The organism is Acinetobacter sp. UBA3461, assembly GCF_002381195.1.
Classification (GTDB): domain Bacteria; phylum Pseudomonadota; class Gammaproteobacteria; order Pseudomonadales; family Moraxellaceae; genus Acinetobacter; species Acinetobacter schindleri.
The window spans coordinates 1-23,208 of record NZ_DFRO01000002.1; the positions used below are offsets into that span (position 1 = coordinate 1).

Annotated in this window: 23 protein-coding genes, 1 tRNA gene and 1 pseudogene; 15 read left to right on the top strand and 10 right to left on the bottom strand. The window is 42.3% G+C overall.

Annotation, left to right across the window (positions count from 1 at the left end):
* The 3 genes and pseudogenes from B3D47_RS00035 to B3D47_RS00045 form a co-directional block, all read left to right on the top strand.
* Positions 1-145, top strand: a pseudogene (locus B3D47_RS00035) (pyridine nucleotide-disulfide oxidoreductase); the annotation flags it as partial.
* A 303-nt stretch (positions 146-448) separates the two neighbouring features.
* Complete coding sequence (locus B3D47_RS00040) at positions 449-694, top strand: hypothetical protein (RefSeq protein ID WP_004892715.1); 246 nt, start codon at positions 449-451, stop codon at positions 692-694.
* Between the two features lie 173 nt (positions 695-867).
* Positions 868-1,059: a hypothetical protein gene (locus B3D47_RS00045; RefSeq protein ID WP_286859234.1), complete on the top strand. Its 192-nt coding sequence runs from the start codon at positions 868-870 to the stop codon at positions 1,057-1,059.
* Between the two features lie 5 nt (positions 1,060-1,064).
* On the opposite strand, the gene B3D47_RS00050 is transcribed toward B3D47_RS00045, so the two are convergent.
* The gene (locus tag B3D47_RS00050; protein ID WP_163165677.1) at positions 1,065-1,703 is read right to left on the bottom strand and encodes a LysE family transporter; all 639 of its coding nucleotides are present in this window, start codon (positions 1,701-1,703) and stop codon (positions 1,065-1,067) included.
* Between the two features lie 132 nt (positions 1,704-1,835).
* Positions 1,836-2,402: an FxsA family protein gene (locus B3D47_RS00055; RefSeq protein WP_004892709.1), complete on the bottom strand. Its 567-nt coding sequence runs from the start codon at positions 2,400-2,402 to the stop codon at positions 1,836-1,838.
* 120 nt (positions 2,403-2,522) lie between these two features.
* Between B3D47_RS00055 and ruvC the strand changes: the two genes are divergently transcribed.
* Complete coding sequence (ruvC, locus tag B3D47_RS00060) at positions 2,523-3,065, top strand: crossover junction endodeoxyribonuclease RuvC (RefSeq protein WP_004815506.1); 543 nt, start codon at positions 2,523-2,525, stop codon at positions 3,063-3,065.
* Here the strand turns inward: ruvC and B3D47_RS00065 are convergent.
* Together B3D47_RS00065 and B3D47_RS00070 are read right to left on the bottom strand one after the other, a co-directional pair.
* Positions 3,062-3,352, bottom strand: a complete 291-nt coding sequence (locus B3D47_RS00065; protein WP_286859239.1) for an acylphosphatase — start codon at positions 3,350-3,352, stop codon at positions 3,062-3,064. The genes ruvC and B3D47_RS00065 overlap by 4 nt on opposite strands.
* 7 nt (positions 3,353-3,359) lie before the next feature.
* A complete protein-coding gene (locus B3D47_RS00070; RefSeq protein WP_286859242.1) occupies positions 3,360-4,832 on the bottom strand; it encodes an NAD(P)H-hydrate dehydratase in 1,473 nt (490 codons plus the stop codon).
* A gap of 23 nt (positions 4,833-4,855) precedes the next feature.
* On the opposite strand from B3D47_RS00070, the gene queG reads away from it, so the two are divergent.
* Together queG and B3D47_RS00080 are read left to right on the top strand one after the other, a co-directional pair.
* Complete coding sequence (queG, locus tag B3D47_RS00075) at positions 4,856-5,950, top strand: tRNA epoxyqueuosine(34) reductase QueG (RefSeq protein ID WP_278364615.1); 1,095 nt, start codon at positions 4,856-4,858, stop codon at positions 5,948-5,950.
* Between the two features lie 106 nt (positions 5,951-6,056).
* Complete coding sequence (locus B3D47_RS00080) at positions 6,057-6,266, top strand: hypothetical protein (RefSeq protein WP_004892694.1); 210 nt, start codon at positions 6,057-6,059, stop codon at positions 6,264-6,266.
* Positions 6,267-6,415: 149 nt separating this feature from the next.
* Here the strand turns inward: B3D47_RS00080 and B3D47_RS00085 are convergent, their stop codons facing one another.
* Together B3D47_RS00085 and B3D47_RS00090 are read right to left on the bottom strand one after the other, a co-directional pair.
* Positions 6,416-6,661, bottom strand: coding sequence for a hypothetical protein (locus tag B3D47_RS00085; RefSeq protein WP_163169555.1), 246 nt, complete (start codon positions 6,659-6,661; stop codon positions 6,416-6,418).
* Between the two features lie 487 nt (positions 6,662-7,148).
* Positions 7,149-8,660 carry an aldehyde dehydrogenase family protein gene (locus B3D47_RS00090; protein ID WP_163169554.1) on the bottom strand — a complete coding sequence of 504 codons (1,512 nt, stop codon included), beginning with the start codon at positions 8,658-8,660 and terminating at the stop codon, positions 7,149-7,151.
* A gap of 206 nt (positions 8,661-8,866) precedes the next feature.
* Here B3D47_RS00090 and B3D47_RS00095 point away from each other — a divergent pair, with 206 nt between their 5' ends.
* Entirely contained in the window at positions 8,867-10,048 is a 1,182-nt protein-coding gene (locus tag B3D47_RS00095) for a hypothetical protein (protein WP_004892686.1), read from the top strand.
* A gap of 428 nt (positions 10,049-10,476) precedes the next feature.
* Here B3D47_RS00095 and mdh read toward each other — a convergent pair whose 3' ends face one another.
* Both mdh and B3D47_RS00105 read right to left on the bottom strand, forming a co-directional pair.
* Complete coding sequence (gene mdh, locus B3D47_RS00100) at positions 10,477-11,649, bottom strand: iron-dependent methanol dehydrogenase (RefSeq protein WP_004892680.1); 1,173 nt, start codon at positions 11,647-11,649, stop codon at positions 10,477-10,479.
* Between the two features lie 196 nt (positions 11,650-11,845).
* A tRNA-Ile gene (locus B3D47_RS00105) sits at positions 11,846-11,922 on the bottom strand.
* A 779-nt stretch (positions 11,923-12,701) separates the two neighbouring features.
* Between B3D47_RS00105 and B3D47_RS00110 the strand changes: the two genes are divergently transcribed.
* Positions 12,702-13,262 (top strand): 1-acyl-sn-glycerol-3-phosphate acyltransferase, encoded by a 561-nt coding sequence (locus B3D47_RS00110; RefSeq protein WP_004815491.1) that lies wholly within the window; start codon positions 12,702-12,704, stop codon positions 13,260-13,262.
* A 256-nt stretch (positions 13,263-13,518) separates the two neighbouring features.
* A complete protein-coding gene (locus B3D47_RS00115; protein ID WP_004815488.1) occupies positions 13,519-14,268 on the top strand; it encodes a YebC/PmpR family DNA-binding transcriptional regulator in 750 nt (249 codons plus the stop codon).
* A gap of 135 nt (positions 14,269-14,403) precedes the next feature.
* On the opposite strand, the gene B3D47_RS00120 is transcribed toward B3D47_RS00115, so the two are convergent.
* A complete protein-coding gene (locus B3D47_RS00120) occupies positions 14,404-14,874 on the bottom strand; it encodes an Lrp/AsnC family transcriptional regulator (protein ID WP_004815486.1) in 471 nt (156 codons plus the stop codon).
* Positions 14,875-15,233: 359 nt separating this feature from the next.
* On the opposite strand from B3D47_RS00120, the gene B3D47_RS00125 reads away from it, so the two are divergent.
* A complete protein-coding gene (locus B3D47_RS00125; protein WP_286859254.1) occupies positions 15,234-16,442 on the top strand; it encodes a hypothetical protein in 1,209 nt (402 codons plus the stop codon).
* Positions 16,443-16,495: 53 nt separating this feature from the next.
* Here B3D47_RS00125 and B3D47_RS00130 read toward each other — a convergent pair whose 3' ends face one another.
* Positions 16,496-17,260, bottom strand: a complete 765-nt coding sequence (locus B3D47_RS00130; protein WP_004815483.1) for a glutathione S-transferase family protein — start codon at positions 17,258-17,260, stop codon at positions 16,496-16,498.
* 380 nt (positions 17,261-17,640) lie between these two features.
* Between B3D47_RS00130 and B3D47_RS00135 the strand changes: the two genes are divergently transcribed.
* From B3D47_RS00135 to B3D47_RS00155, 5 genes are read left to right on the top strand one after another with little or no spacing between them, the layout of a single operon-like run.
* A complete protein-coding gene (locus B3D47_RS00135; protein WP_286859258.1) occupies positions 17,641-18,843 on the top strand; it encodes an SfnB family sulfur acquisition oxidoreductase in 1,203 nt (400 codons plus the stop codon).
* Between the two features lie 11 nt (positions 18,844-18,854).
* Positions 18,855-20,078, top strand: a complete 1,224-nt coding sequence (locus tag B3D47_RS00140; protein WP_286859262.1) for an SfnB family sulfur acquisition oxidoreductase — start codon at positions 18,855-18,857, stop codon at positions 20,076-20,078.
* Between the two features lie 11 nt (positions 20,079-20,089).
* Positions 20,090-21,502 carry an LLM class flavin-dependent oxidoreductase gene (locus tag B3D47_RS00145; RefSeq protein WP_286859355.1) on the top strand — a complete coding sequence of 471 codons (1,413 nt, stop codon included), beginning with the start codon at positions 20,090-20,092 and terminating at the stop codon, positions 21,500-21,502.
* Between the two features lie 19 nt (positions 21,503-21,521).
* Positions 21,522-22,352 carry a MetQ/NlpA family ABC transporter substrate-binding protein gene (locus B3D47_RS00150; RefSeq protein ID WP_286859265.1) on the top strand — a complete coding sequence of 277 codons (831 nt, stop codon included), beginning with the start codon at positions 21,522-21,524 and terminating at the stop codon, positions 22,350-22,352.
* Between the two features lie 9 nt (positions 22,353-22,361).
* Positions 22,362-23,204 carry a MetQ/NlpA family ABC transporter substrate-binding protein gene (locus tag B3D47_RS00155; RefSeq protein ID WP_286859268.1) on the top strand — a complete coding sequence of 281 codons (843 nt, stop codon included), beginning with the start codon at positions 22,362-22,364 and terminating at the stop codon, positions 23,202-23,204.
* The last annotated feature ends 4 nt before the right edge of the window (positions 23,205-23,208 follow it).

The window sequence follows — 23,208 nt, forward strand, 5'->3', positions numbered from 1 at the left end:
CGAGCGCAATGAAACCAATGTGAAAGGTGTATTTGCTGCGGGTGACTGTACCACAGTACCTTACAAGCAGATCATCATTGCTACAGGTGAAGGCGCGAAAGCATCACTGTCTGCATTTGACTACATCATCCGTTCGGGTCAGTAATCATTTAAATTAAATAAAAACAGCCTGCTTTATGCAGGCTGTTTGCAATTTAGAGATTACGTTAAATAGGCGATATGCTTGAATAGAGTCATTGAGAATTTTTAGAGGAAATTCTGTTCATCATCAGATAATTTAAATAAATTAAAATTCTTTCTGGATAAAACACTGTCCACAATTGCTTACATGTTTAATCTCACGATGCACTATCGAATACAAACATTTCCTCACATAATATAAACACACAATTCAAAATTGATGTTTAAAAATAATAACCATAAAAACTAGTAAAATAAGGAGAAGAATATGCAGTATCAATATCATTGTGCATGCTGCAATAAAGCTGTTTCATCTACCGATACCTCATGTCCAAATTGTGGCTCACACAGCATCAGAAGTCCTTATAGTTTCTGGATGTTGTGCCTATTGGCCTGCTTAGCTGCAGCAGTCATATTTAAAGTGGTTCATGTCTCTTCACAAGCCCAACAGGATGTACCCACCAAAGACACTATTTTCAATGCATTACAACTCGAAGTAAAACAATCTTCCTAATTCAAACAGTGATGATTTTCATGGTTCATTTTTCTCAGGGGCCTGATATTCAGTATCAGGCCGAATCATTTTATAAACACTGATTCTTGCAAGACTAGGTATATATCTTAGAAATTCCGCAATGCTCTGCCCAGTTGATTTACAATAATACAAGTCTTGTAGAGGTTTTGAGTATGGTGCAGTTAATTCGCAAAGGTGGTTTAAGAGAACGTGCGAACCGCAGTCGCAGTTATCAAGGTTCAGAAAATACAGAAGCCACGTTAAAACCAAACCGTTATAGCTCTTCACAAAAAACAAATGAAAAAAAAGAAGAAACTACTGTTTCCCCTATTCCGGCTGACCAAGATCTCTCTCATCAGGATTGATCTTCTTAATTCATTAAAACCAATGCGTCATACCAAAGCCAGATTGCAAAGATCAGGAACAGTATGCCCGAAATCAAATCTATATAGTTGCCTGCACGTTGGTACAGCACTTTGATTTTCGGCTGAGAGATGAGTAGCATCAGCAAAGCAAAAGTCAGGAAAGTTTGTAGTGGAATAATCACTGCCAGCTGTGATTTCAGATAATCTGAAGCTGATGAGCTGAGGGCCAATGAAAAAACACTGCTAAAATAAATCAGTGTTTTGGGATTAGACAGATTGGTCAACAAACCCAAAGTAAAATAATTTTTCGCTTCATTCATCATTATTTGATCATCGCTGGCTTCATGGCGCTGTTTAAATGCCTGTAATCCGCCTTTGAGCATCGCCCAGCCCATTCTTGCCAGAAATGCTCCACCCACAATCATGAGTACTTGCTGAATCCAGGGGAATTGGTCAATCAGCACGGTAAAACCAGCCAGGGTCAGCACTACCCAAACCACGATCCCTGCCGAAATGCCGGCAATAATTTTTAAGGTATTGGCACGGGTAGTAGATGCTGCACTTCGTGCAATCAGCAGGACGTCCGGTCCGGGGCTCAGTTGAGCAATAAAATGCAAACCACAAATGGTTAACAACAAAGACATATTTCTTCTATTAGCAATGACTGAAACCGCAGCATTATAACTTTTGTTTAAATTTTCGCAGTACTTTTATCTTAATTTACTCACATAAAAAAGCCGAATCATTGGATCCGGCTGCATAAATGTAAATCGAAATTATTTTGGATTCACATCTTTCATTTCAATCTTTTTCGCTTCTGGCGTCACTTCACGTGCTTCACCATCAATAATGGTTGAATCGCCACGACCACCTTGCTGATTTTGCATTTCCTGCATCTGACGCATCATTTCTGCAAATGGATTCTGACCTTGAGCACCGCCCATATCGCCCATCATGCCACCCATCATTTTTTCCATCATGGCTTGCTGGCGTTTCATCATGACTTTCATCATCGTCGCTTTAAATGCCTGTTGTACAGCGGGGATCAGCATTAATACCGCCAACACGTCTGTAATCAGACCTGGAATCAGCAGGAAAAAACCAGCTAGAATTTTCGGCAGATTATTGGTCATGGCCGGATCGGCACTCATCTGGCCCATTTGCATTTGTTGCATCTGCGGCATGAGTCCGGTGGCATATTTACGAATCAGATTCATACCGATAAAGAATGCGGCCACAAACCAGAAAAAGACGTACCACATGCTCCCGACGAGGTCGCCCACGCCAATCCACACAAATACTTCCAGGATTACGCCAGCAAGGATAATAAGAAATAATTTCATGAAAATTAATCTAATCTCTATTCAATAATTAAGGATGTAATCAACTGCTTCATCAGGATCAAGCTTTTTTGATACGCTTATGTAACAATATGGGCATTATTTTATTTTTAAAGTGCAGGCATGTCATTAATTATTGGGATTGACCCAGGTTCACGTCTTACAGGGTATGGCATTATTCAAAAAGAAGGTTCCAAACTGTCTTTTGTGGATGCAGGAACCATCAGGACGGAAACTGCGGAAATGCCTGAGCGATTAAAGCGAATTTTTGCCGGGGTTGAACGTATTGTTAAATTCTATGGTCCGACAGAAGCGGCCGTAGAACAGGTGTTTATGGCACAAAACCCGGACTCTGCCCTGAAACTCGGCCAGGCCCGTGGTGCGGCCATTGCAGCACTGGTCAATCTGGATCTGCAAGTCGCTGAATATACGGCACGTCAGATCAAACAGTCTGTGGTTGGCTACGGTGCAGCAGAAAAAGAACAGGTACAGATGATGGTCATGAAAATTCTAAACCTCAGCATCAAACCCCAACAGGATGCAGCGGATGCCTTGGCTGCGGCAATCTGTCATGCCCATGCTTCGGGTAGCATGAGCAAGATGGCAGTACTGAATGCTTTAGGTGGCATGGCACGTGGACGTAGCCGTGTCAGCAGACGTCGTTAATCATTATATGAATATTTGATCTGAAAATTGTCAAACTGATATTCAGCAGGATTTAATTCAAGTTGCTGAATATCAGCTACATCTGCATAAATTGATCCCTTTTGACTACGTATAATCATCTCTTGAATTTTTCTCTCATCTCCAACCACTACAGCCTCTACCTGTGCAGTTGGCAGATTTTGTACATAGCCTTTTAATTCCAGTTCTACTGCCTGAACTGCAAACCAGTTTCGATAGCCTACTTTCTGCACTTTTCCTGAAATCATCAGTTTCACAGCCTGCATCATGACTTCCCTACAGATTAACCACTTTATAAATGGCCTGTTTCATATCCTGTGCCTGCAAACCACGCTGACCATATTTTGCCAACTCATCTCCGGCCAAGGCATGTAAAGTCACGACTTCATGCAGATGAATATTCTCATGCAACTGGGCTTTCAGACTGGCAATCATGCCAGCCAGTACATCGCCCATCCCTCCAGTGCCCATACCCGGATTACCCGCAGTACAGATATACAGCTGATCTTCCAGAATTAGACTGCCCGAGCCCTTCAAGACCCACTGTCCTTGGAATTTCTGCTGTAAGGTATGAATGGCAGCGATTCGGTCAGCTTCGATTTCTTGAGTTTTAGATTTTAATAAAGTCGCGGCTTCGCCCGGATGAGGGGTGCAATAGGTTCGTGGATTTAATTGTTCTGGTTGTGTTGATAGAAACCAGAGTGCATCTGCATCTAATATGATTTCCAGTTCTGATTGCTGAAGTGCAGAAAACCAGAACTGATACTGCTGTTCAGCCCAGAGATCACGTCCCAGGCCCATACCAAAACAAACGGCATCTACTTGCTGCAACAGATTATCACGCTGATCTTCATCTAGGGCATTCATATCCCGAAGCATGATATTTGGTGCCCGTGAAAGGATTGCCATATGATGTTTGGCATCACAAATGACAGTCACTTTACCCGCTCCTGCTGCAAATGCAGCTTCCGCTGACATGATTACCGCACCGCCCATATCAGCATGACCGCCAATCACCAGCACATGTCCATAACTGCCCTTATGTCCAAAGGCCTGACGTTTGGGTAAATGGATGTGAGTACCAGATAATTGAGCAACAGGTTTCAATTCAGCATCGGTTGGAATTGCAGATATACATTCCACCTGCCCAGCGTAGGCTTTCCCCTGCCCGGTAAACAAACCTGTTTTAAGCCCCAGTGCCGTATAAGTATAATCAGCCTGAATAGCGACTGGCAAAGGTTGCCCAGTATTAGCATGGAGACCACTTGGAATGTCGATTGCGATCTTTAAGCCCTTTTGAGCATTAATACTTAGAATCATCTGTTGCCATGTGTCATTCAGATCACGGTTAAGACCTATCCCAAATAACGCATCAATATAGACATCATATTCAGTCTGAAAATCAAAATGCGGATAGACTTTTATGCCTGCATCAAGTGCTTCCTGACTCGCCGAAGCCAGATCCTGTGAACCACCCTTTTCTGCTGCATAAATCTCTATCTCAAAACCAGCCTGCTGTAGGTACTTCCCAACCAGATAGCCATCTCCGGCATTATTACCCTGCCCACAACAGACCGCGACCTTTTGAACATTTTCTTCAACAAATAAAGGAATCAGGCGCTGCACAATGCTCCAGGCGACTTGCTGCATCAGACCATAAGAACTGTTTTTTCGGGCAAACCAACGCTGCTCCCAAGCTTGAATACTTTGGCTATGATAAACGGGGCTATGGTAAACTTGTTGCTGCATTTTTTATTCCCTGTTCCCGGTTTATGACTACACCCGATTCTCCCGCGCAAATTCAGGTTTTTCAAGAGGATTCAGAAGCCCTCAAAGCATGGATCAAAGTACAAGCGCTGGAATTAGGTTTTTCTGATTGTGTCATTGCCCGGCCGGATGCTCAAGCAGAATTGCCACGTCTGAAGGAATATCTGGAGCGTGGTTATCATGGCGATATGAAATTTCTGGAAGAAAATCTGGAAAAACGCGCTGATCCAACACTATTAATTCCAAATACTAGATCAATCATCTGTGTTCGTATGGATTATCTAGTCGAATCACCTGAACCGAGAATGGTTCCCGATGCACCAAATTCTGCAATTATTGCCCGCTATGCCCGTGGTCGTGATTATCACAAGACCATGCGTGGTCGGCTAAAAATGCTGTCAGCTAAAATCAAAGAAAAAGTCGGAGAATTTGAATCACGTCCTTTTGCCGATTCAGCACCCGTTTTTGAAAAGTCTCTGGCTGAAAATGCCGGTATGGGCTGGACTGGTAAACATACGCTGCTGATTCATAAAAAATCCGGTTCTTTCTTTGTACTCGGCGAACTGTTTACTTCACTGGAACTGCCATTTGATGAACCGACGACCAAACACTGTGGTTCTTGTACGGCCTGTATCGATATCTGCCCGACACAGGCGATTGTTGAGCCGTATATGCTGGATGCACGGCGCTGTATTGCCTATCTGACCATTGAATATAAAGGCATTATTCCTGAAGATCTTCGTCGTGGCATTGGTAACCGGGTATTTGGTTGTGATGACTGTCAGTTGATTTGTCCCTGGAACAGCTTTGCCAAGACGACGACCATTGCAGATTTTCATCCACGGCATGGACTGGATCAAGCCAGCCTGCTGGATTTATGGCAATGGGATGAGCCCACCTTTTTAGCTTCGACAGAAGGTAGTCCGCTACGGCGTACCGGTTATCAAAGCTTTATACGCAATATTGCTATTGGTTTAGGCAATGCGCCGTTTAATCCAGCGATTATTCAGGCCTTACAAAACTCTCGCGCTCAACATGATGAAGTTGTACAGGTACATATCGATTGGTCGATTCAGGAACAACTTTCTAAATCCAGATAATTGTCTATTTTTACCTGGTGTCACAGATTCCCTTAAAAGCCTTACACACCTTATTTTCAGACTGTGGCATAAATTTAAATAGTCTCAGAAATGAAATGGAGGGACGATGATGTCATCAAAAAATCCAAATCAAGAGTTGCTGGAACAGCTGCAAAATGAGCACCAGAATCAAATTCAGCAACAGCAGCAACCTCAGCAGCATGGGCCAGTTAATTCGCCTAAGAACAATCAGCATGAACAGGATGAACGGGTTTTAAACAAACAGCATCGAGCAGATCTGCAAAATCAGAATATTCATGGCAATCACCGTGAATAGGAATAAATCGCTTCTGAAGTTAATAAAGCCCGCCTTAGGTGGGCTTTATGATATGAGTTTAAAATTTATTTATTTTTCGCTTGATAAACCTTTTTAATTAAAGATTTTCTATTTATCAGGTCAGATTCAACTCCAATCACGTAAATAGATTATTTTTGATCGAAGTTAGAGGTATTAGCAAAATTATGTGCCGTAATCAGGATGCCATATTTCGCATTGAGGTAATCCCCTACCCGAATGACATCACTGCCATTGGCATGTTCTACTGTAAGTGTCTGAGTAATGGCATTATAATTTAGTGACTCGAAACTTTCCTGATGCAGACTAAGCCAATGTAAGGTATCTGCGAGATTTTCATCAACAATATAAGTTTCAGCCTGAAAGTCTTTACTCATTCTGCCCCCATTGACGTTTTAACAATGCCATATTTTAACGGAATATTTTTAATTTCAGGCATAAAAAAGTGAGCAAATGCTCACTTTTCTGGGGGGTAGGTATTAATCTTTACTGATGCCACACTTGCGACATTCTCGCTGTGTGCCAATTTCTTCCATGTGTTGATATTCATAAATGTGCAAGCAAAATATTTTTTTCAAAAGCTGAAGCATTGTCAAAACTCCCGTTTCATCATTATTTAAATACGCTTCTGTAGCCCACTCTTCCTGAGTGTCTATTATTTTGATTAAAAAACCACCCCTTACTTATAATCATCTTTTTTGAAAATGTAAAATCAATTTCATGCATTTTTTCGACTTTCCGATAAAGTTAAATTTCAATTGATTCATCCTTTTAATCAGCTAAAGTGATGCATATCGCAATTTCATCATCTTAAATAATGTTATCTATAAAAAAAGCGAACCGGGGTTCGCTTTTTGAATCATTTTAAAAGAATCCGGCTGGTTTGGTTGAGTAGCTGACTAACAGGTTTTTGGTCTGCTGGTAATGGTCCAGCATCATCTTGTGGTTCTCACGGCCAATGCCTGATTTCTTATAACCACCGAAGGCCGCATGTGCCGGATAGATGTGATAACAGTTGGTCCAGACACGCCCTGCCTCAATCGCACGGCCAGCACGATAAGCGGTATGGGTAGAACGTGACCAGACACCAGCGCCCAGACCATAGATGGTATCGTTGGCAATCTTGATCGCATCATCAAAGTCTTTGAAGGTGGTCACGGCCAATACCGGTCCAAAAATTTCTTCCTGGAAAGTACGCATGTTGTTGGTACCTTTAAAGATGGTCGGTTCAATATAGTACCCCTGACCAACTTCATGACGTGCACCACCACCAACGAGCACTTCTGCACCCTCGCCTCGACCGGTTGCGATACAACCGAGAATTTTGTCCTGCTGTTCCTGCGATGCCTGCGCGCCAATCATGGTTTCGGTATCCAGTGGATGACCTGTTTTGATTCGTTTAACCCGTTCAACCGCCAGTTTCAGGAATTGATCGGCAATACTTTCTTGTACCAAGGCACGTGATGGACAGGTACAGATTTCTCCCTGGTTCAGGGCAAACATAGTGAAGCCTTCCAGTGCTTTTTCCAGGTAATCATCCTGCTGTGCCATGACATCTTCAAAGAAAATATTCGGTGATTTACCACCGAGTTCCAGGGTAACAGGAATAATATTTTCAGTGGCATATTGCATGATCTGCTGGCCCACAGAAGTCGAACCGGTAAAGGCTATCTTGGCGATACGCGGATTCACTGCGAGTGGACGTCCCACTTCAACGCCATAACCATTGACGATGTTTAATACGCCTTCCGGTAACAGATCCTGAATCAGTTCCACCAGCACCAGAATACTAACCGGTGTCTGTTCTGCAGGTTTCAAGACAATACAGTTACCTGCTGCCAAAGCCGGTGCCAGTTTCCAGGTTGCCATCAGAATCGGGAAGTTCCATGGAATAATTTGCCCCACCACGCCCAAAGGTTCATGGAAGTGGTAGGCAATGGTATCTTCATCGATTTCTGAAATGCCGCCTTCCTGTGCACGGATACAACCAGCAAAGTAACGAAAATGGTCAATTGCTAAAGGAATATCAGCCGCTAAGGTTTCACGGATCGGCTTGCCGTTGTCCCAGGTTTCAGCCACTGCCAGAAGCTCCAGATTGGCTTCCAGACGGTCAGCAATTTTTAACAGAATATTAGAACGAGTTGTTGGAGAAGATTTACTCCATTGTGCTTTGGCTTTATGCGCAGCATCTAGTGCCAGCTCAATATCTTCTACGCTGGAACGCGGCACCCGGGTAAATACTTTACCGTCCACAGGTGAGAGATTATCAAAATATTCGCCTTTGACTGGCGCTATCCATTGCCCGCCAATAAAATTTTCATACTGGGCTTTGAAATGAACTTTTGAGCCAGGCTGATTCGGATCGATATAACGCATATGTATTTCCTTTGCTTATTTTAATCTATAAAAAAGCCGCATCTACAGCTTTGGTATAAGGTACACCCGTACATTATTTGATTAACATAACCTGCATAAGGTTGGAGAAAGGTTGGAACTCAGCAGGTTTACATTTCTTTTGATTCTTCATAAAAACAATAATAATTACATCGGATGTAAATCATGAATTATTGTGAGGATAAGGAATGATGACAGAACAAAGTTTGATACAACACAGGCAGAAAATTGACCAACTGCGTCAAAGTAGCAGTTTATCGCCATTGCATGCTGCACAGTTAGAACAGAGCATTGTCAGCTCCTGGCAACGCTCATCTTCAGCAGATATACCGAAGGATCGTTTGGCAGCCCCGCTGATCGATATCCAGAAAGTCTGTTCATCCTCGGCTTTAAGCCATGCTTTACAATATTGTGCTGAAAATCTAAGGCATATTGCTGAACAGTCTTCTATGGTATTGGCTGTAGGAGATATTGGTAGCACCGTTCTCTGGACAGCATCCTGTCCTGAAATGCGTAAAGTTGCTGAAAATGTGCATCTGATTGAAGGCGGACAATGGCGGGAGGAACTGGTCGGTACCAATGCCCTCGCGCTGTCGATCAAAACCCAGCAGTCGAGTTGTGTATTTTCAAGTGAACATTACATGTCATCAGCACATGACCTGGTCTGTTATGCCGCGCCGATTATTGATCCTTATTCGAAACAAATCCTGGGTGTGATTGATCTGTCAACAACCTGGCATAAGCATAACAATTTAGGGCTGCTTGCTGCTGAGCATTGCTCCACACTCATTCAATCGGCTCTATTGGAATATCAGAAACAGCGTTTGTATATTCGCGCTTTTTCCGTCCCAAATGTAATTTTCAATGGCAAGGCACTGGTTCTGACACCACGCCAGATTGAAATTCTGGCAATTCTGGCTTTATGTCCGCAAGGCCTAAGTCTGGATAATCTACATCAGGCCCTCTATGGCGAACGCAAAGTCAGTATCGGCACCTTAAAAGCGGAAATGTCACAGCTACGTGATATCTTGGGTGGTATGCTCGGTTCCCGACCTTATCGTTTACTCGCTCATGTAGAAGCAGACTTTTTACAGACAGAACAGTCCCTGGATGCGGGTTATATCGATTCTGCCTTGAAGTTATATACGGGTATATTTCTGGCAAAAACAGAGAGTCCATTTTTATGCGCCTGGCGGGATTGTCTGGAATCACGACTTAGTGATGCCATTTTTAAAGCCAATGAAACTGATGTACTACTCAAGCATGTGGCACGTTTCCCGGAAGCCATTGATGCTGTAGAACGCCTGATTGAGCTGATGCCAAAGAACCATCCGGTGCATCAGACCTTACTTAAGTTTCACGATATTTAAGCCTTAGGAGCTTTTGACTTTCAAGTTGATAATAGGCTTGATTTATCTAACAATAATTTTTAATTGAATCGAATATAAAAAGTTATTCAGCACTTTAAAATTATAATTTTTATAAAACTTTTTCACTGCATCCATGACAAGAATCACCTTGTAATAAGGTATATGATTTAATCATTTTTATAGAACTCATTCACCCCCTATTAATCAGTGATTCCAAGATGGAAAAACACTCTATATATCTTTTTGAGTTAACTAAATTTTAGTTAAAAAAAAGAGCAACGCCTGCTCTTTATCCTTATCAAGGGTGTAAGGATAAGCCAAGACAATCATATGGGGATACACTTGTCTTGGCACACTTCATAAGAAGTGCGAGCAGGGTTGCAAAAAATGTAAGTCTGCCGAGTGGAGAGATGACTTACATTGAGGCATTACATTGCCGCTTTAAAAATGTCGACTACTTGCGCATGACTGGCCTTACGAGGGTTGGTCAGCATGCAGGCATCTTTTTGCGCATTTTCTGCCATGATGCCAAGGTCTGTTTCTTTTACACCGAGTCCTGTCAGACCAGATGGAATTCCAATGGAAGCTGAAAGCTGGCGAATGGCATTGATTGCTTCATAGGCTGCTTCAGTGACTGTTAGTCCTTCTGTATTTACACCCATCAACTGAGCGATTTTTGCATAACGATCTGGACAGGCAATCAGGTTAAATTCGCATACATGCGGGAGTAAAATGGCATTACATACACCATGCGGCAGGTTATAGAATCCGCCAAGCTGGTGTGCCATGGCATGCACATATCCTAAGGATGCATTGTTAAATGCCATACCTGCCAGATACTGTGCATAACTCATCGCATCACGCGCTTCGATATTATCGCCATTCGCTACTGCTTGGCTCAGCCATTCACTGATCATGGTAATGGCCTTTTCAGCGCAGGCATCGGTAATCGGATTGGCCGCAGTCGACACATAAGCTTCTACCGCATGTGTCAAGGCATCCATACCGGTTGCTGCAGTTAAGCCTGCTGGTTTGGCAACCATCAGTTTAGGATCATCAATTGCGATTAACGGTGTACAACGCCAGTCCACAATCGCCATCTTTACATGGGTATCAGTATTGGTGATGATACAGAAGCGGGTCATTTCCGATGCTGTACCAGCTGTGGTATTGATGGCGATCAGTGGTGTCATCGGTACTGTACTTTTATCAATACCTTCGTAATCGCGGATATGACCACCACCTGCTGTGACCAGACCAATACCCTTGGCACAGTCATGCGATGAACCACCGCCTAGCGAGACAATGAAATCACAGCCATTGTCATTGTAGGCTTGCACGCCATTATGGACGTTAATATCGGTTGGGTTTGGCTCTGCGCCCGGGAAGATATAGCTGTCGACACCCGCCTCTTTTAAATAAGTTGCGATGGTATCTGCGACACCAAATTTGTATAAGCCGTCATCGGTCACAATCAGGGCTTTTTTTGCACCTAGATTTTGGGCTTTAGCACCAATTTCTTTGGCACAGCCTGGACCGAAAAGTGAAACACAAGGGATATAAAAACCGTTGGTTTGATCTGCAATATTCTTAAAAGCCATGGTGTGATTCCTTCTACCATTCATCTTATTATCGGTGACCCTCACCGTCATTAGAGTATTGAATGAAGCTAAAAAGAATCCTACCTTTGATAAAGTTTTGAATTTTCATTATTTTCTAATTATTTTAGATATTTATTTTTATGAAAGGGATAAATAAAAAAGCACTTAGACGTTTACTTCTAAGTGCTTAATAATTTGGTGGGCCCACACAGACTCGAACTGTGGACCAACGGATTATGAGTCCGCTGCTCTAACCGACTGAGCTATAGGCCCTATATACCGAAAACCTTATTTATCAATAGGTTTAGGCGACAAGAATACTAGCTAAGATTTTTTTAAAAGACAAGCCTTTTTATGCCCACTTGCACACTTCATCAGCAATTATAAATTAGAAAAAAATAGACACTTTGGAAATTCCTCATACTTTAGAAGGCTCTGATAGTCATTCAGAAGGAAAATTTCCATTTCTTTACAAAACAGAGCTGCTATCAAAATATATTTAAAAATTAGCTTTGACTATACTTTTATACTTTTTATATATAATTATTTAAATACTTTGAATGGCTGAATTAATTTTTATATCCGGATCAATTCAGCTATGAAATTAATTAAAAGTTTAAGCTTCGTGCTCCAAATTCTCTTTTTTGCGCATATCCAGATAAATTTCGATCAAAGACCATACAACAATGAGTGCAAAAATGAACAATGAGAGCACCAAAGCCGTTAAATAAGTCATTCTTTATCCTCTCTAGCAAACATGATTGGAAGTGTCTTAAAGCCGAAACATATCCCTGGACTTCGACAAAAGTCTAATAACTATTTTTTGTACTGAACAGCCATTTTTTAGCATTTTTAAGAGTATTTTTATCTATTATAAGATGTTTAACTAATTAAAATTAATTTTGTTATTGTTTTTAGATCTTAATTAGCCCTTACTCTATATATTTATTCACTTGCTTTTTGAATGTATTTAAGGCTTTTAAATTAATTCCACTTGACGAAATATAAGAACAAGCACAAATTATGTTTTTTTTTCACACACTCCATCCCCTATGTTTAAGAAATTCATTGGCGAATCTGCGTTTAAACTTGCAGGCTGGCAATATCACGTTGAACCAAATGTGCTTGAAGACAAGCAAGTGATTGTGGGCTTTGAGCATACTTCAATGATGGATGCCGTGCTTTCTCTGGCCTTATTTCAGATATACGACATCAAAATTCATACTTTGATTAAAAAAGAATTATTTAAAGGTCCATTTAAGCCATTATTAGAAAACATTGGCGGTATTCCGGTAGATCGTAAATCGAGCAAGGATATTGTGACCCAGATGGTTGAACTTTTTCAGAGTAATGAAAAATTCAATTTGGTGATTGCACCTGAAGCGACTCGTGCCAAAAATGGTGAAGAGCGTCGACCAATTCGTACCGGTTTTTGGCATATTGCCAAAGCAGCGAATGTGCCTATTGTACTCATGTATGCCAACTCTAAAACCAAACAGGGTGGCATTTTCGGAAAAATTTATCCAACAGACCTTGAACATGACTTGGCTTTAATGAAACAGCTTTATAAAGACAATGTCGGTCTGGATATCGTGATCCCTGAAAAAAAATAATGTATGTCCATGAGATGTTATGCATGACCTAGCATCTCATTTCTTCTTCTCCTTCTATACTCTTTTCCACAATAAATATTTTTTATTTTTAAACTAAATTATTACCTTTAATCCCCGAATAAATTTCTCAGTGCGTCTATTTTTTTGTCATTATCGTTAAATCTAAAAACCAGGCTCTTTTTTTAAAAAAAGCCCTTATGGTAGAATTTGCCCAATTCGATAGGCATACAGCCAATCTACAAGGAGCATATTTCGCATGGCGGGTCATTCCAAGTGGGCCAATATTAAGCATCGTAAAGCAAAACAAGATGCTAGCCGCGGTAAACTTTTTACCAAATATATTCGTGAATTAACTACTGCTGCAAAACTCGGCGGACCAGATGCGGGTAGCAACCCACGTTTACGTGCTGTTGTCGAAAAAGCATTGTCTGTAAACATGACACGTGATGTGATCAACCGTGCGATTCAACGTGGCGCAGGCGGCGAAGATAACGACGATCTTAAAGAAGTAACTTACGAAGGATATGGCGTAGGTGGTGTTGCCGTAATTGTAGAAACAATGACAGACAACCTGAACCGCACTGTACCTGACGTACGTCACTGCTTCTCTAAAACTGATGGTAACTTAGGGACTAATGGTTCAGTTGCATTCCTGTTCACCAAACGTGGTGAGATTACTTTTGAAGATGTGTCTTTAGAAGATCAAATCATGGAAGTCGCTCTTGAAGCTGGTGCTGAAGACATCGAAGTTAATGAAGATGAAATCCTGGTCATTACTACACCAGAAAGCTTCGGTACAGTTCAGGATGCTTTAGCTGCTGCAGGTTTAAAATCTGATAATGCTGAAGTTGTGATGAGCCCTTCCACCAAAGCTGAAATCACGGATATAGATCAAGCGAAAAAAATCATGAAAATGATTGATATGCTTGAAGATCTGGACGATGTTCAAAACGTTTATACCAACGTTGAATTCTCTGAAGAAGTATTGGCTCAGCTAGACGCTTAATCTTCAGGAAAACAAAAACGCACTTTTGGGTGCGTTTTTTATTTTGATCTATCTTATTAAATCATTTTGTAGGTGATTTCAATCAATTTACTTAGTTATTCGGAGACAAATATTTAGATAGTGCTATCTCTTCAATTAAACTTTATTGAGTAAGCCACTGCAGTTAAAAACATTATATTCCTTGATCACGAAGCTGGAATGCAGTGCGACTACATGTTCAATCTTGCCGATCTTGTTAAGCAGGATCTCACTGTAGTTTTCCATATCACGTGCGACTACTTCGACAATAAAATCTGCCGATTGCCCTGTTACCAGAAAGGCATTAATCACTTCAGGAATACTTTCCAGCTCACCCAGAAATTTGGCAAAAGTGTCACTATCATGTTTGCTTAAGGAAACCTGCAAAAGTACATGCAGACTGAAACCAAGCTTTTGATAATTAATTTCCCGTTTTAGACCACTAATAATATTATGGTCAATCAACTGTTTAATACGGCGGTGAACCGAGCTGACCGAAAGATTCACCCGTTCAGAGAGTTCATTCAAATTGACATCTTCATGGGTCAAAATTTCAAGAATGTGCTTATCAAAACGATCTAATTCCATCTTTAATCTCTTGCCACTTTATTAAAATACATCATTATTTTACGCATAGTATTAATATTTTTTTCATAAATTACCAGATATTTGCAAAAAAATACCAGATGATGATCTAGAGGAAATTTAAGTCCTTTCGATAGCCATTCATCACATAAAATATATTTTAGATAAACGCAAATATCTAATAAACCCTTATTATTTATCATAAATTAATCTATTTAAAGCTTTATTCAGGCAAATAATACTATTTTCAAAACGTGATTATTCATGCTTAGATTTACACTTGTATAGAAATTGAATAAAAATTAGTCGTTTTATTTACAACGCAAAATAATCAAAACAAGACAAAAACGCAAGGAACGGTTATGGCTTTCAGTATTTTTAGTTCAATTAAAAGTAAACTCAGCCCGGTGCTCACGACAGAGACGCAAAACAAGAGTTTACTTAGCGGTTTTTTAGGTGGCAGTCTTTCTGGCATTATTGGTTCTATCACGGGTTCTACTCCCGCTACTCCTTCCCTAGATTCCCTCTTAAATAGCTTACTTTCAGGTAAGAGTTTAAGTTCAAGCTCCCTGACTGATTTAATTACTCAATTTACCGGTTCGAATGCTACAAAACTCGATATTAACAGTTTAATTAGCAAACTCACTCAAGCCAACGGCGGCAGTTTTGATCTGGGTTCGATCAGTAATCTGCTGGGTAGTTTAATGGGTAACAATACATCAAATTTAGATTTAAATGCCGTGATTAAATTAATCAGTGGGTTAATTGGTGGTAGTTCCGGTAATTTAGATCTCAGTAAAATTGCTGACCTGGCTGGTAACCTTCTGCAAGGCGGTGACATTGATATCGCGCAGATCGCTCAACTCGTTGGTGGCTTAATCGGTGGCTCTGGTGGTCTTGAAGGTATCGACATCGGGGCAATTGCAGGCTTGGTTGGCGGCTTAATCCAAGGTGGCGACATCGACATTGCACAGATCGCTCAGCTTGTCGGTGGCCTGATCGGTGGCTCTGGTGGTCTTGAAGGTATCGACATCGGGGCAATTGTAGGCTTGGTTGGCGGCTTAATTGAAGGCAATGGTGACATCGATATCGGTCAGATCGCTCAACTGGTCGGTGGCTTAATTGGTGGTTCAGGTGGTCTTGGTGACTTCGACCTAGGTGCGATTACCGATATTATTTCTGGCTTCAGCAATAATGGCGGTGACTTCGACCTTTCACAATTGACCAATTTACTTGGTGGTCTCGTGAGTGCGAATGATAGCTCTAATCTGAGTGGCTTACTGGGTGGTTTAGGCGACCTAGGCAATGGTTTAGATTCAAATGCATTTGAAGGCTTACTTGATGGAAGTCTAGGCGACTTAGGTTCGAGCATTATTCCAGAATTAGGTGATCTTATTTCAGGTGGTAGCTCAGTTGATAACAATATCAGTATTACTGAAATTATTCCGACCATCAAAGAAACAATTTCCAATATCTCGAGCGGTAGTCCATTACCGAAGTTTGACTTTAGCTCACTTCTCAGTGGCTTTAATAAACAGAGTGATATTGATCTCACAAACCCTTGGGGCTAAGTATCAAATAAAAAAACGCGCTTTAAGCGCGTTTTTTTATTTCACTATTTAACTTATACACCGCGCCAATCAATACGAGCATTACGTTCATGACGATAGATGTTTTTAATATATTGGCCTAAAGGCAATTCCGAGAGATAGGTCTGATAATCCCGATATTCATCTGACATAGATTCAAAGCTGTCACGCTCCCACGGCGTACCGGAAATTGCCAACAAAGGTGCCAACATTGAACAGACTGCAATATCAGCCAGACTAAAACGCGATCCCGCAAAATAAGCTCCCTTATTCTCGATCAGTGTCTGGTTCAGCTGTTCAACTGTCTCTTTAATATATTCACGGGACTGAGCAAGTGTATCTTCAGTAAGTGCATAACCTTTGCTGAGAAGAGTTTTAAGCAAAGGCTTGGAAAATTTTTCGAACTGACGTAGATATCCCTTTTCACCGATCAGGATCTCCATCGATTCATGATCATGGGATAAAGCCTGGGCCAGCATCCAGCGACGGATATGACGTCCCAGTTCCTGAGTCATTTCATCAATCTCCAGCACTTTTTGACGTAAGCGCCCTTCTACTGGTAATAAACGATGCTCAGGATAATGTTCATCCAGATACAAGGCGATCTGAGTCGAATCTGCAATCCATTGCTCCTTGTCACGCAAAATTGGCAGACGGTTCTGTCCGGTTTTAAGACGAGCAAAGGCACGATGCGCCCCTGGCATGAGGTTTTGTGCGACATAATCCAGTTCTTTATGATCAAGCATCCAACGTGCTTTTTCACAAAAATGTGATAAAGGAAACTGGTATAAGGTGCGCATAAAATCTCCATGTTGATTATTAAATTCGGTCGCATTAAAACCATCTATTTCAGTTGGATACTTTAGACACCCTTCATTGGAAATACAATGTGCTTTTAATTCAAAATTAAGATGTTGCTTATTCAACTCCACAATGTTTATTTTTATACATTTTTTTGTCTTGTTTATATTTAAAGCAGATATGTCTTTTTAAAAGTCATACTTATAGGTTAAAAAACAAATTAAATCCTTTTGTTTTTTAACTATTTACTATATTCAAAATTGATAAAAACCTAGCAGTTTTTGTCCTAAATAGGTTTTTTCATAAGCTTTGCGAAAGCAATTACTTAATCTCATAAAGCTTAGCCTGTAACGTTTTGATATCGATTTAGGATGTCATTATGTCTCGTTTAACTTTTGAAAAAGTTCATATTATTGAAAATGATCACGACGCAATTAATGCTGCCTACCATGTTGCAGACTTTGCTCTGGAAGGCCGAAATCAGCGTGATCAGCAACGTGTACTTCCTCTTGCTGAAATTGACCTGTTCAGCCAAAGGGGTCTGGGCGGTATACGTATTCCAAAACAGTACGGCGGTGCCTTCGTTTCCAATAAAACCCTGGCGCATGTATTCCGTATTGTGAATAAAGCTGACTCGAGTGTCGGGCAAATCCCTCAGAACCAGATCGCATTACTCAACATGATCCAGATCATGGGTACAGAACAACAAAAAAAGTTTCTTTATAGTGAAATTTTAAAGGGTAAACGTCTGGCCAATGGCGGTCCGGAACGTCATACCAAAGATACTAAAACTCTGGCGACCACGCTTACAATCGAAAATGGTCGCTATTTTGTCGATGGCGAAAAATTCTATTCAACTGGTAGCAGCTTCGCGCACTGGCTGGCAATTAAAGCGATTCATCCTGAAGGGCATGTGGTGCTCACTATTGTCGACCGGACTACTGACGGTGTTGAAGTGATTGATAACTGGAATGGTTTTGGTCAACGCACCACCTCTAGCGGTACCGTTAAACTGCAACATGTCGAAGTCGATCCACTACTGATTTTTGATGAGCGTCTGTTAGGGAATCAACCAAGTTACCGTGGTGCCTATTCTCAGCTGATGCAGGTGGCAATTGATGTCGGGATTGCTGAAGCGGCTTTTGCCGATACGTTGACTGCCATACATAAGGCTCGTCCGGTTGTGGATGCACAAGTCGAAAAAGCCAGCTTTGAGCATTACACCCTGCAGGAAGTGGGTAAGTCATCTGTGTTATTAGATGCCGCGATTCTACTGCTGGATGAAGCTGCTGAATATCTGGATGAACTGGATCAACTGGAAGCAGTGACCGATGAGCAGGCAGCCAAAGCCTCAATTCTGGTGGCTGAAGCCAAGGTCTATGCCAATGATGCAGCCTTAAATATTTCGGAAAAATTACTGGAATTGGGCGGCAGCCGCTCCAGCCTGAGTCAGCACAATCTGGATCAGCATTGGCGCAATGCCCGGGTACATACCCTGCATGACCCGATCCGCTGGAAGCTGCATGCACTCGGGGATTATTACCTGAATCATAAACTCCCTGCCCGCCACGCCTGGATTTAAGGAGATTTGCCATGACTTCATTTCAAAACATTATTCCATTTCAATCCGAGCAGCTGGCGCAAGCTCATATCATCCAGTCTGATAAGGAAGCCTTAGAAATTGCCCGTAATCTAGCAGATCAATTCAAGGTGGGTGCGGTACAGCGTGATGCTGAACGTATTCTGCCGTTCGAGGAAATCGAAGCTTATAGTCAGTCTGGACTCTGGGCAATTACCGTGCCTAAAGAATATGGCGGCGCAGAAGTGTCTAGCTATACCGTAGCACAAGTCATTGCCCTGATGAGCGGTGTAGATGGCTCAATTGGCCAGATTCCACAAAATCATTTTTATGGTCTGGAAATTCTGCGCAATAACGGTACTGAGCAACAAAAACATAAACTCTATGCCGAAGTGCTAAAAGGCGCCCGTTTCGGTAATGCCCTGGCTGAGTTCAAAACCAAGACTGCCGCACAACGCCAGACTGCAATCCGCAAGACCGAGCAAGGATATGTAATTAATGGAGAGAAGTTCTATTGTACCGGTAGCCTATTCGCACACCGCATTCCGACACTGGTCGTAGATGAAAATGAGCAGCAATTTCTGGCTTTCGTCCCACGTGACAGCGCCGGTCTGACGCTGATTGATGACTGGAGCGGTTTTGGTCAGCGCACGACTGGCAGTGGTACAGTAAAATTTGACAATGTTCCAGTGCTTGAAGAAGATGTCGTACGTTTTGATACTGCCTACTCTCGTCCCACCATTTCTGGTCCTTTCGCACAATTGCTGCATGCTTCTATTGAAACTGGTATTGCCCGTGCTGCCTTTGAAGAAACCTTAAACCGCGTGCGTCAGGCACGTCCGTGGATTGATTCTGGTGTGGACCAAGCCAGAGATGATCCACTGACCAAATTTGAACTCGGCCGCGTAGTTGCTGATGTACGTGCTTCTGAAGTTTTACTCAAACAGGCTGCGTACGCTGTCGATGCTGCCAAAGCCAATCCGACTGAAACCAGTGTTGCCAAAGCCTCTCTAGATGTGGCTAAAGCGCGTGCGCACAGTACCGAAACTGCATTAAAAGCATCTTCCAAACTTATTGAACTGGCTGGCAGCCGTGGTAGCCAGCGTGAAGATGGTCTGGACCGCTTCTGGCGCAATGCTCGCGTGCATACCCTGCATGATGCTTCACGCTGGAAATATTATTTCATTGCTAATTATTTGCTGAATGGTGTTCTGCCTCCACGCCGGGGGACGTTGTAATGACAAATATTATGAACAGCTCGAAAGCGAAGGAAATCCTGCTCAATGCCTTTGATATGAACTGCGTAGGTCATATCAATCATGGCCTGTGGACTCATCCACGGGATGAATCGCATCGTTTTAATGAGCTGAGCTACTGGACCGATCTGGCAAAAATGTTAGAACAAGGATTGTTTGATGGTCTGTTTATTGCCGACATCACCGGGGTCTATGACGTCTACCAGAATGGCATTGATCTGACTCTAAGAGAATCGATTCAATTACCGAGTCATGATCCAAGCACCCTCGTGTCTGCCATGGCAGCCGTGACCCAGCATCTCGGTTTTGGTGTCACGGTGAATCTCAGCTATGAATCGCCATATCAGTTCGCCCGCCGTTTTGCCAGTCTGGATCACCTGACCCATGGCCGTATCGGCTGGAATATTGTCACCGGTTATCTGGACAGTGCACAACGTCTGATTGGTGAAAATGGCCTGAAAGACCATGATCTGCGCTATGAACAGGCCGAGGAATTTTTACAGCTGTGCTACAAGTTCTGGGAAAGCTCCTGGGAAGATGATGCTGTCTTAAAAGATAAGCAGCAGCGTATCTTTACTGATCCAGCCAAGGTGCATCAGATCAATCACCAAGGCCAGTTTTATCGCAGTCAGGGCGTATTCCAGGTTTCCCCTTCTGTTCAGCGTACGCCGGTACTATTCCAGGCTGGTGCATCACCGCGTGATATGGCTTTCGCTACCCAGCATGCTGAAGGCATGTTTATTGGTGGTGAGCATCCAGACAAGATCAAGAAACAGGTCGATCAGATTCGTCGTCAAGCGGTTGAACAAGGCCGTGATCCTGAAGCAATCAAAATTTTTGTCGGCATTACCGTCGTGACTGCAGCAACGGATGAACTAGCACAGCAAAAGCTGGATGAATATCGCGCCTATGCCAGCCCTGAAGCAGGTCTTGCACATTATTCCAGCTCAGTTGGCATTGACCTGTCCAAATTTGCTGATGATGAACCAATTCTTTACAAGAAGACCAATAGTATTGCGACGGTTAATGACAAATTCAAAGAGCAGCAGATCACACCCAATGACCTAAAAGCTCAACATGAGCTGGGTGGTCGTTATCCACTGATCGTAGGTAGTGGCGCAACGGTGGCAGAAAAACTGATTCAGCTGATTGATGAAACTGGTATTGATGGCTTCAACCTGACCCGCACGGTGGCACCTGAATCGCATCAGGATTTTATCCAATTTGTGATTCCTGAATTACAGCAGCGCGGACGCTATAAAACTGAATATGAACAAGGCAGTTTCAGACACAAACTGTTTCAGCAAGGTGACCGCTTACCTAGCGCGCATCCAGTACAGCAATTCCGATGTCAAAACTCTGCCTCTACCGCGAACACAAACTTAAAGCAAAAACAATCAGCATAAATTTATTTTGAGGTGCAACATGGCACAAACAGCTAAAACAAAATTCACCATTATTGGGGTGATTATTGCCGCCGTGATTATCGGCTTGGTGATCTGGAATCAACAAAAGAAATCCGGTTCGGATGAACTGGTGATTGGGATCAGCCCGTCCTTCGCTAAACCTTTACAAGTCGCAGCCGAAGAGGCCAAACAGCAAGACATCAATGTCAAACTGGTCGAGTTCTCAGACTGGAACACACCAAACATCACCCTGAATCATGGTGACATTGATGCTAACTTCTTCCAGCATCAGCCATTTTTGGATAATGCGAAGAAAGAAACTGATTTTAAAATCAAGGCGTTTGCCAAAGGTGCAGCAACTCATGTTGGTCTATATTCCAAGAAAATTAACAGTCTGGATGAACTTAAAGACGGCGCGAAAGTTGTAGTGCCAAACGATCCAGTCAACCAAGGCCGTGCTCTATTGTTATTACAACAGGCTAAACTGGTGACTTTAAAAGATCCGAATAACCACCTTTCTAGCCTAAAAGATATTGCAGTGAATCCGAAAAATCTGCAATTCGTTGAGGTTGAAGGTCCGCAAACTGCACGTGCCATTGATGATGTTGATCTGGCTTTCGGTTACCCGCACTATCTACGTCTGGCTAAAACAGCTGATCCAGAACAGGCATTGCTATTTGACTCTAACAAGGACAACCGTTACGCGATCCTGTTTGCGGTACGTGAGGACTATCAGGACAAAAATGACAAGCTGAAAAAATTTGTTGAAATCTATCAGAACTCACCTCGCGTGAAGGAAGCATTAGATGCTGACTTCGGTGCGAAACTCTGGTTCCCGGGCTGGAAATAAGGTGTAGTTATGACACAAGTAAATTCGTCAAATTCGAATGCAAAGAAGTGGATCATTGGCGGCGTCATCCTCGCACTTATTCTTGGTCTGGCGGCTTACCGTTGGACCAAGGGTCAGCAGCAGGAAGATGTACTGACCATTGGCATTAGCCCACCTTATGCAGACTTATTGCAAAGTGTGGCTGATGAACTGAAACCGCAAGGTATTAATGTGAAACTGGTTGAATTTTCCGACTGGCATGCACCCAATGTCGCGGTACAGAATGGCGACATCGATGCTAACTTTTTCCAGCAAAGTGTCTACTTAAGAAATGCCATTCGTGAAACCAACTTCGATTTACATAGTTTCGCGCCCGGTACGGGTAGCCATGTCGGTTTATATTCTAAGAAATATAAATCGCTGGATGAGTTACCACAAAATGCCCGTGTGGTCATTCCAAATGATCCGGTGAATCTGGCACGTGCCTTGATCCTTCTTAACCGTGCAAAACTGATTGAACTGAAAAATATCAACAATGAATTATCAACCGTTAAGGACATCAAGAATAATCCTAAACAGTTGCAGTTTATTGAAGTTGAAGGCTCACAAACGGCACATGCCTTGAATGAAGCTGATCTGATCTTTGGTTATCCACATTATCTAAAACTTGCTAAAGCAGCAGATCCACATGATGCTCTGTTCCTGGATCCAATCGACAAGAAATACGCCATTCTGTTTGTGACACGCAAAGACTATGAAGATAAAAACCAGAAACTGGCGACTTTCGTAAAAGCTTTCCAGAATTCTGAAAAAGTCAAAGCAATTCTGGACCAGGATTTTGGTACTGGTATGTGGTTTGAAGGCTGGAAATAAGGTG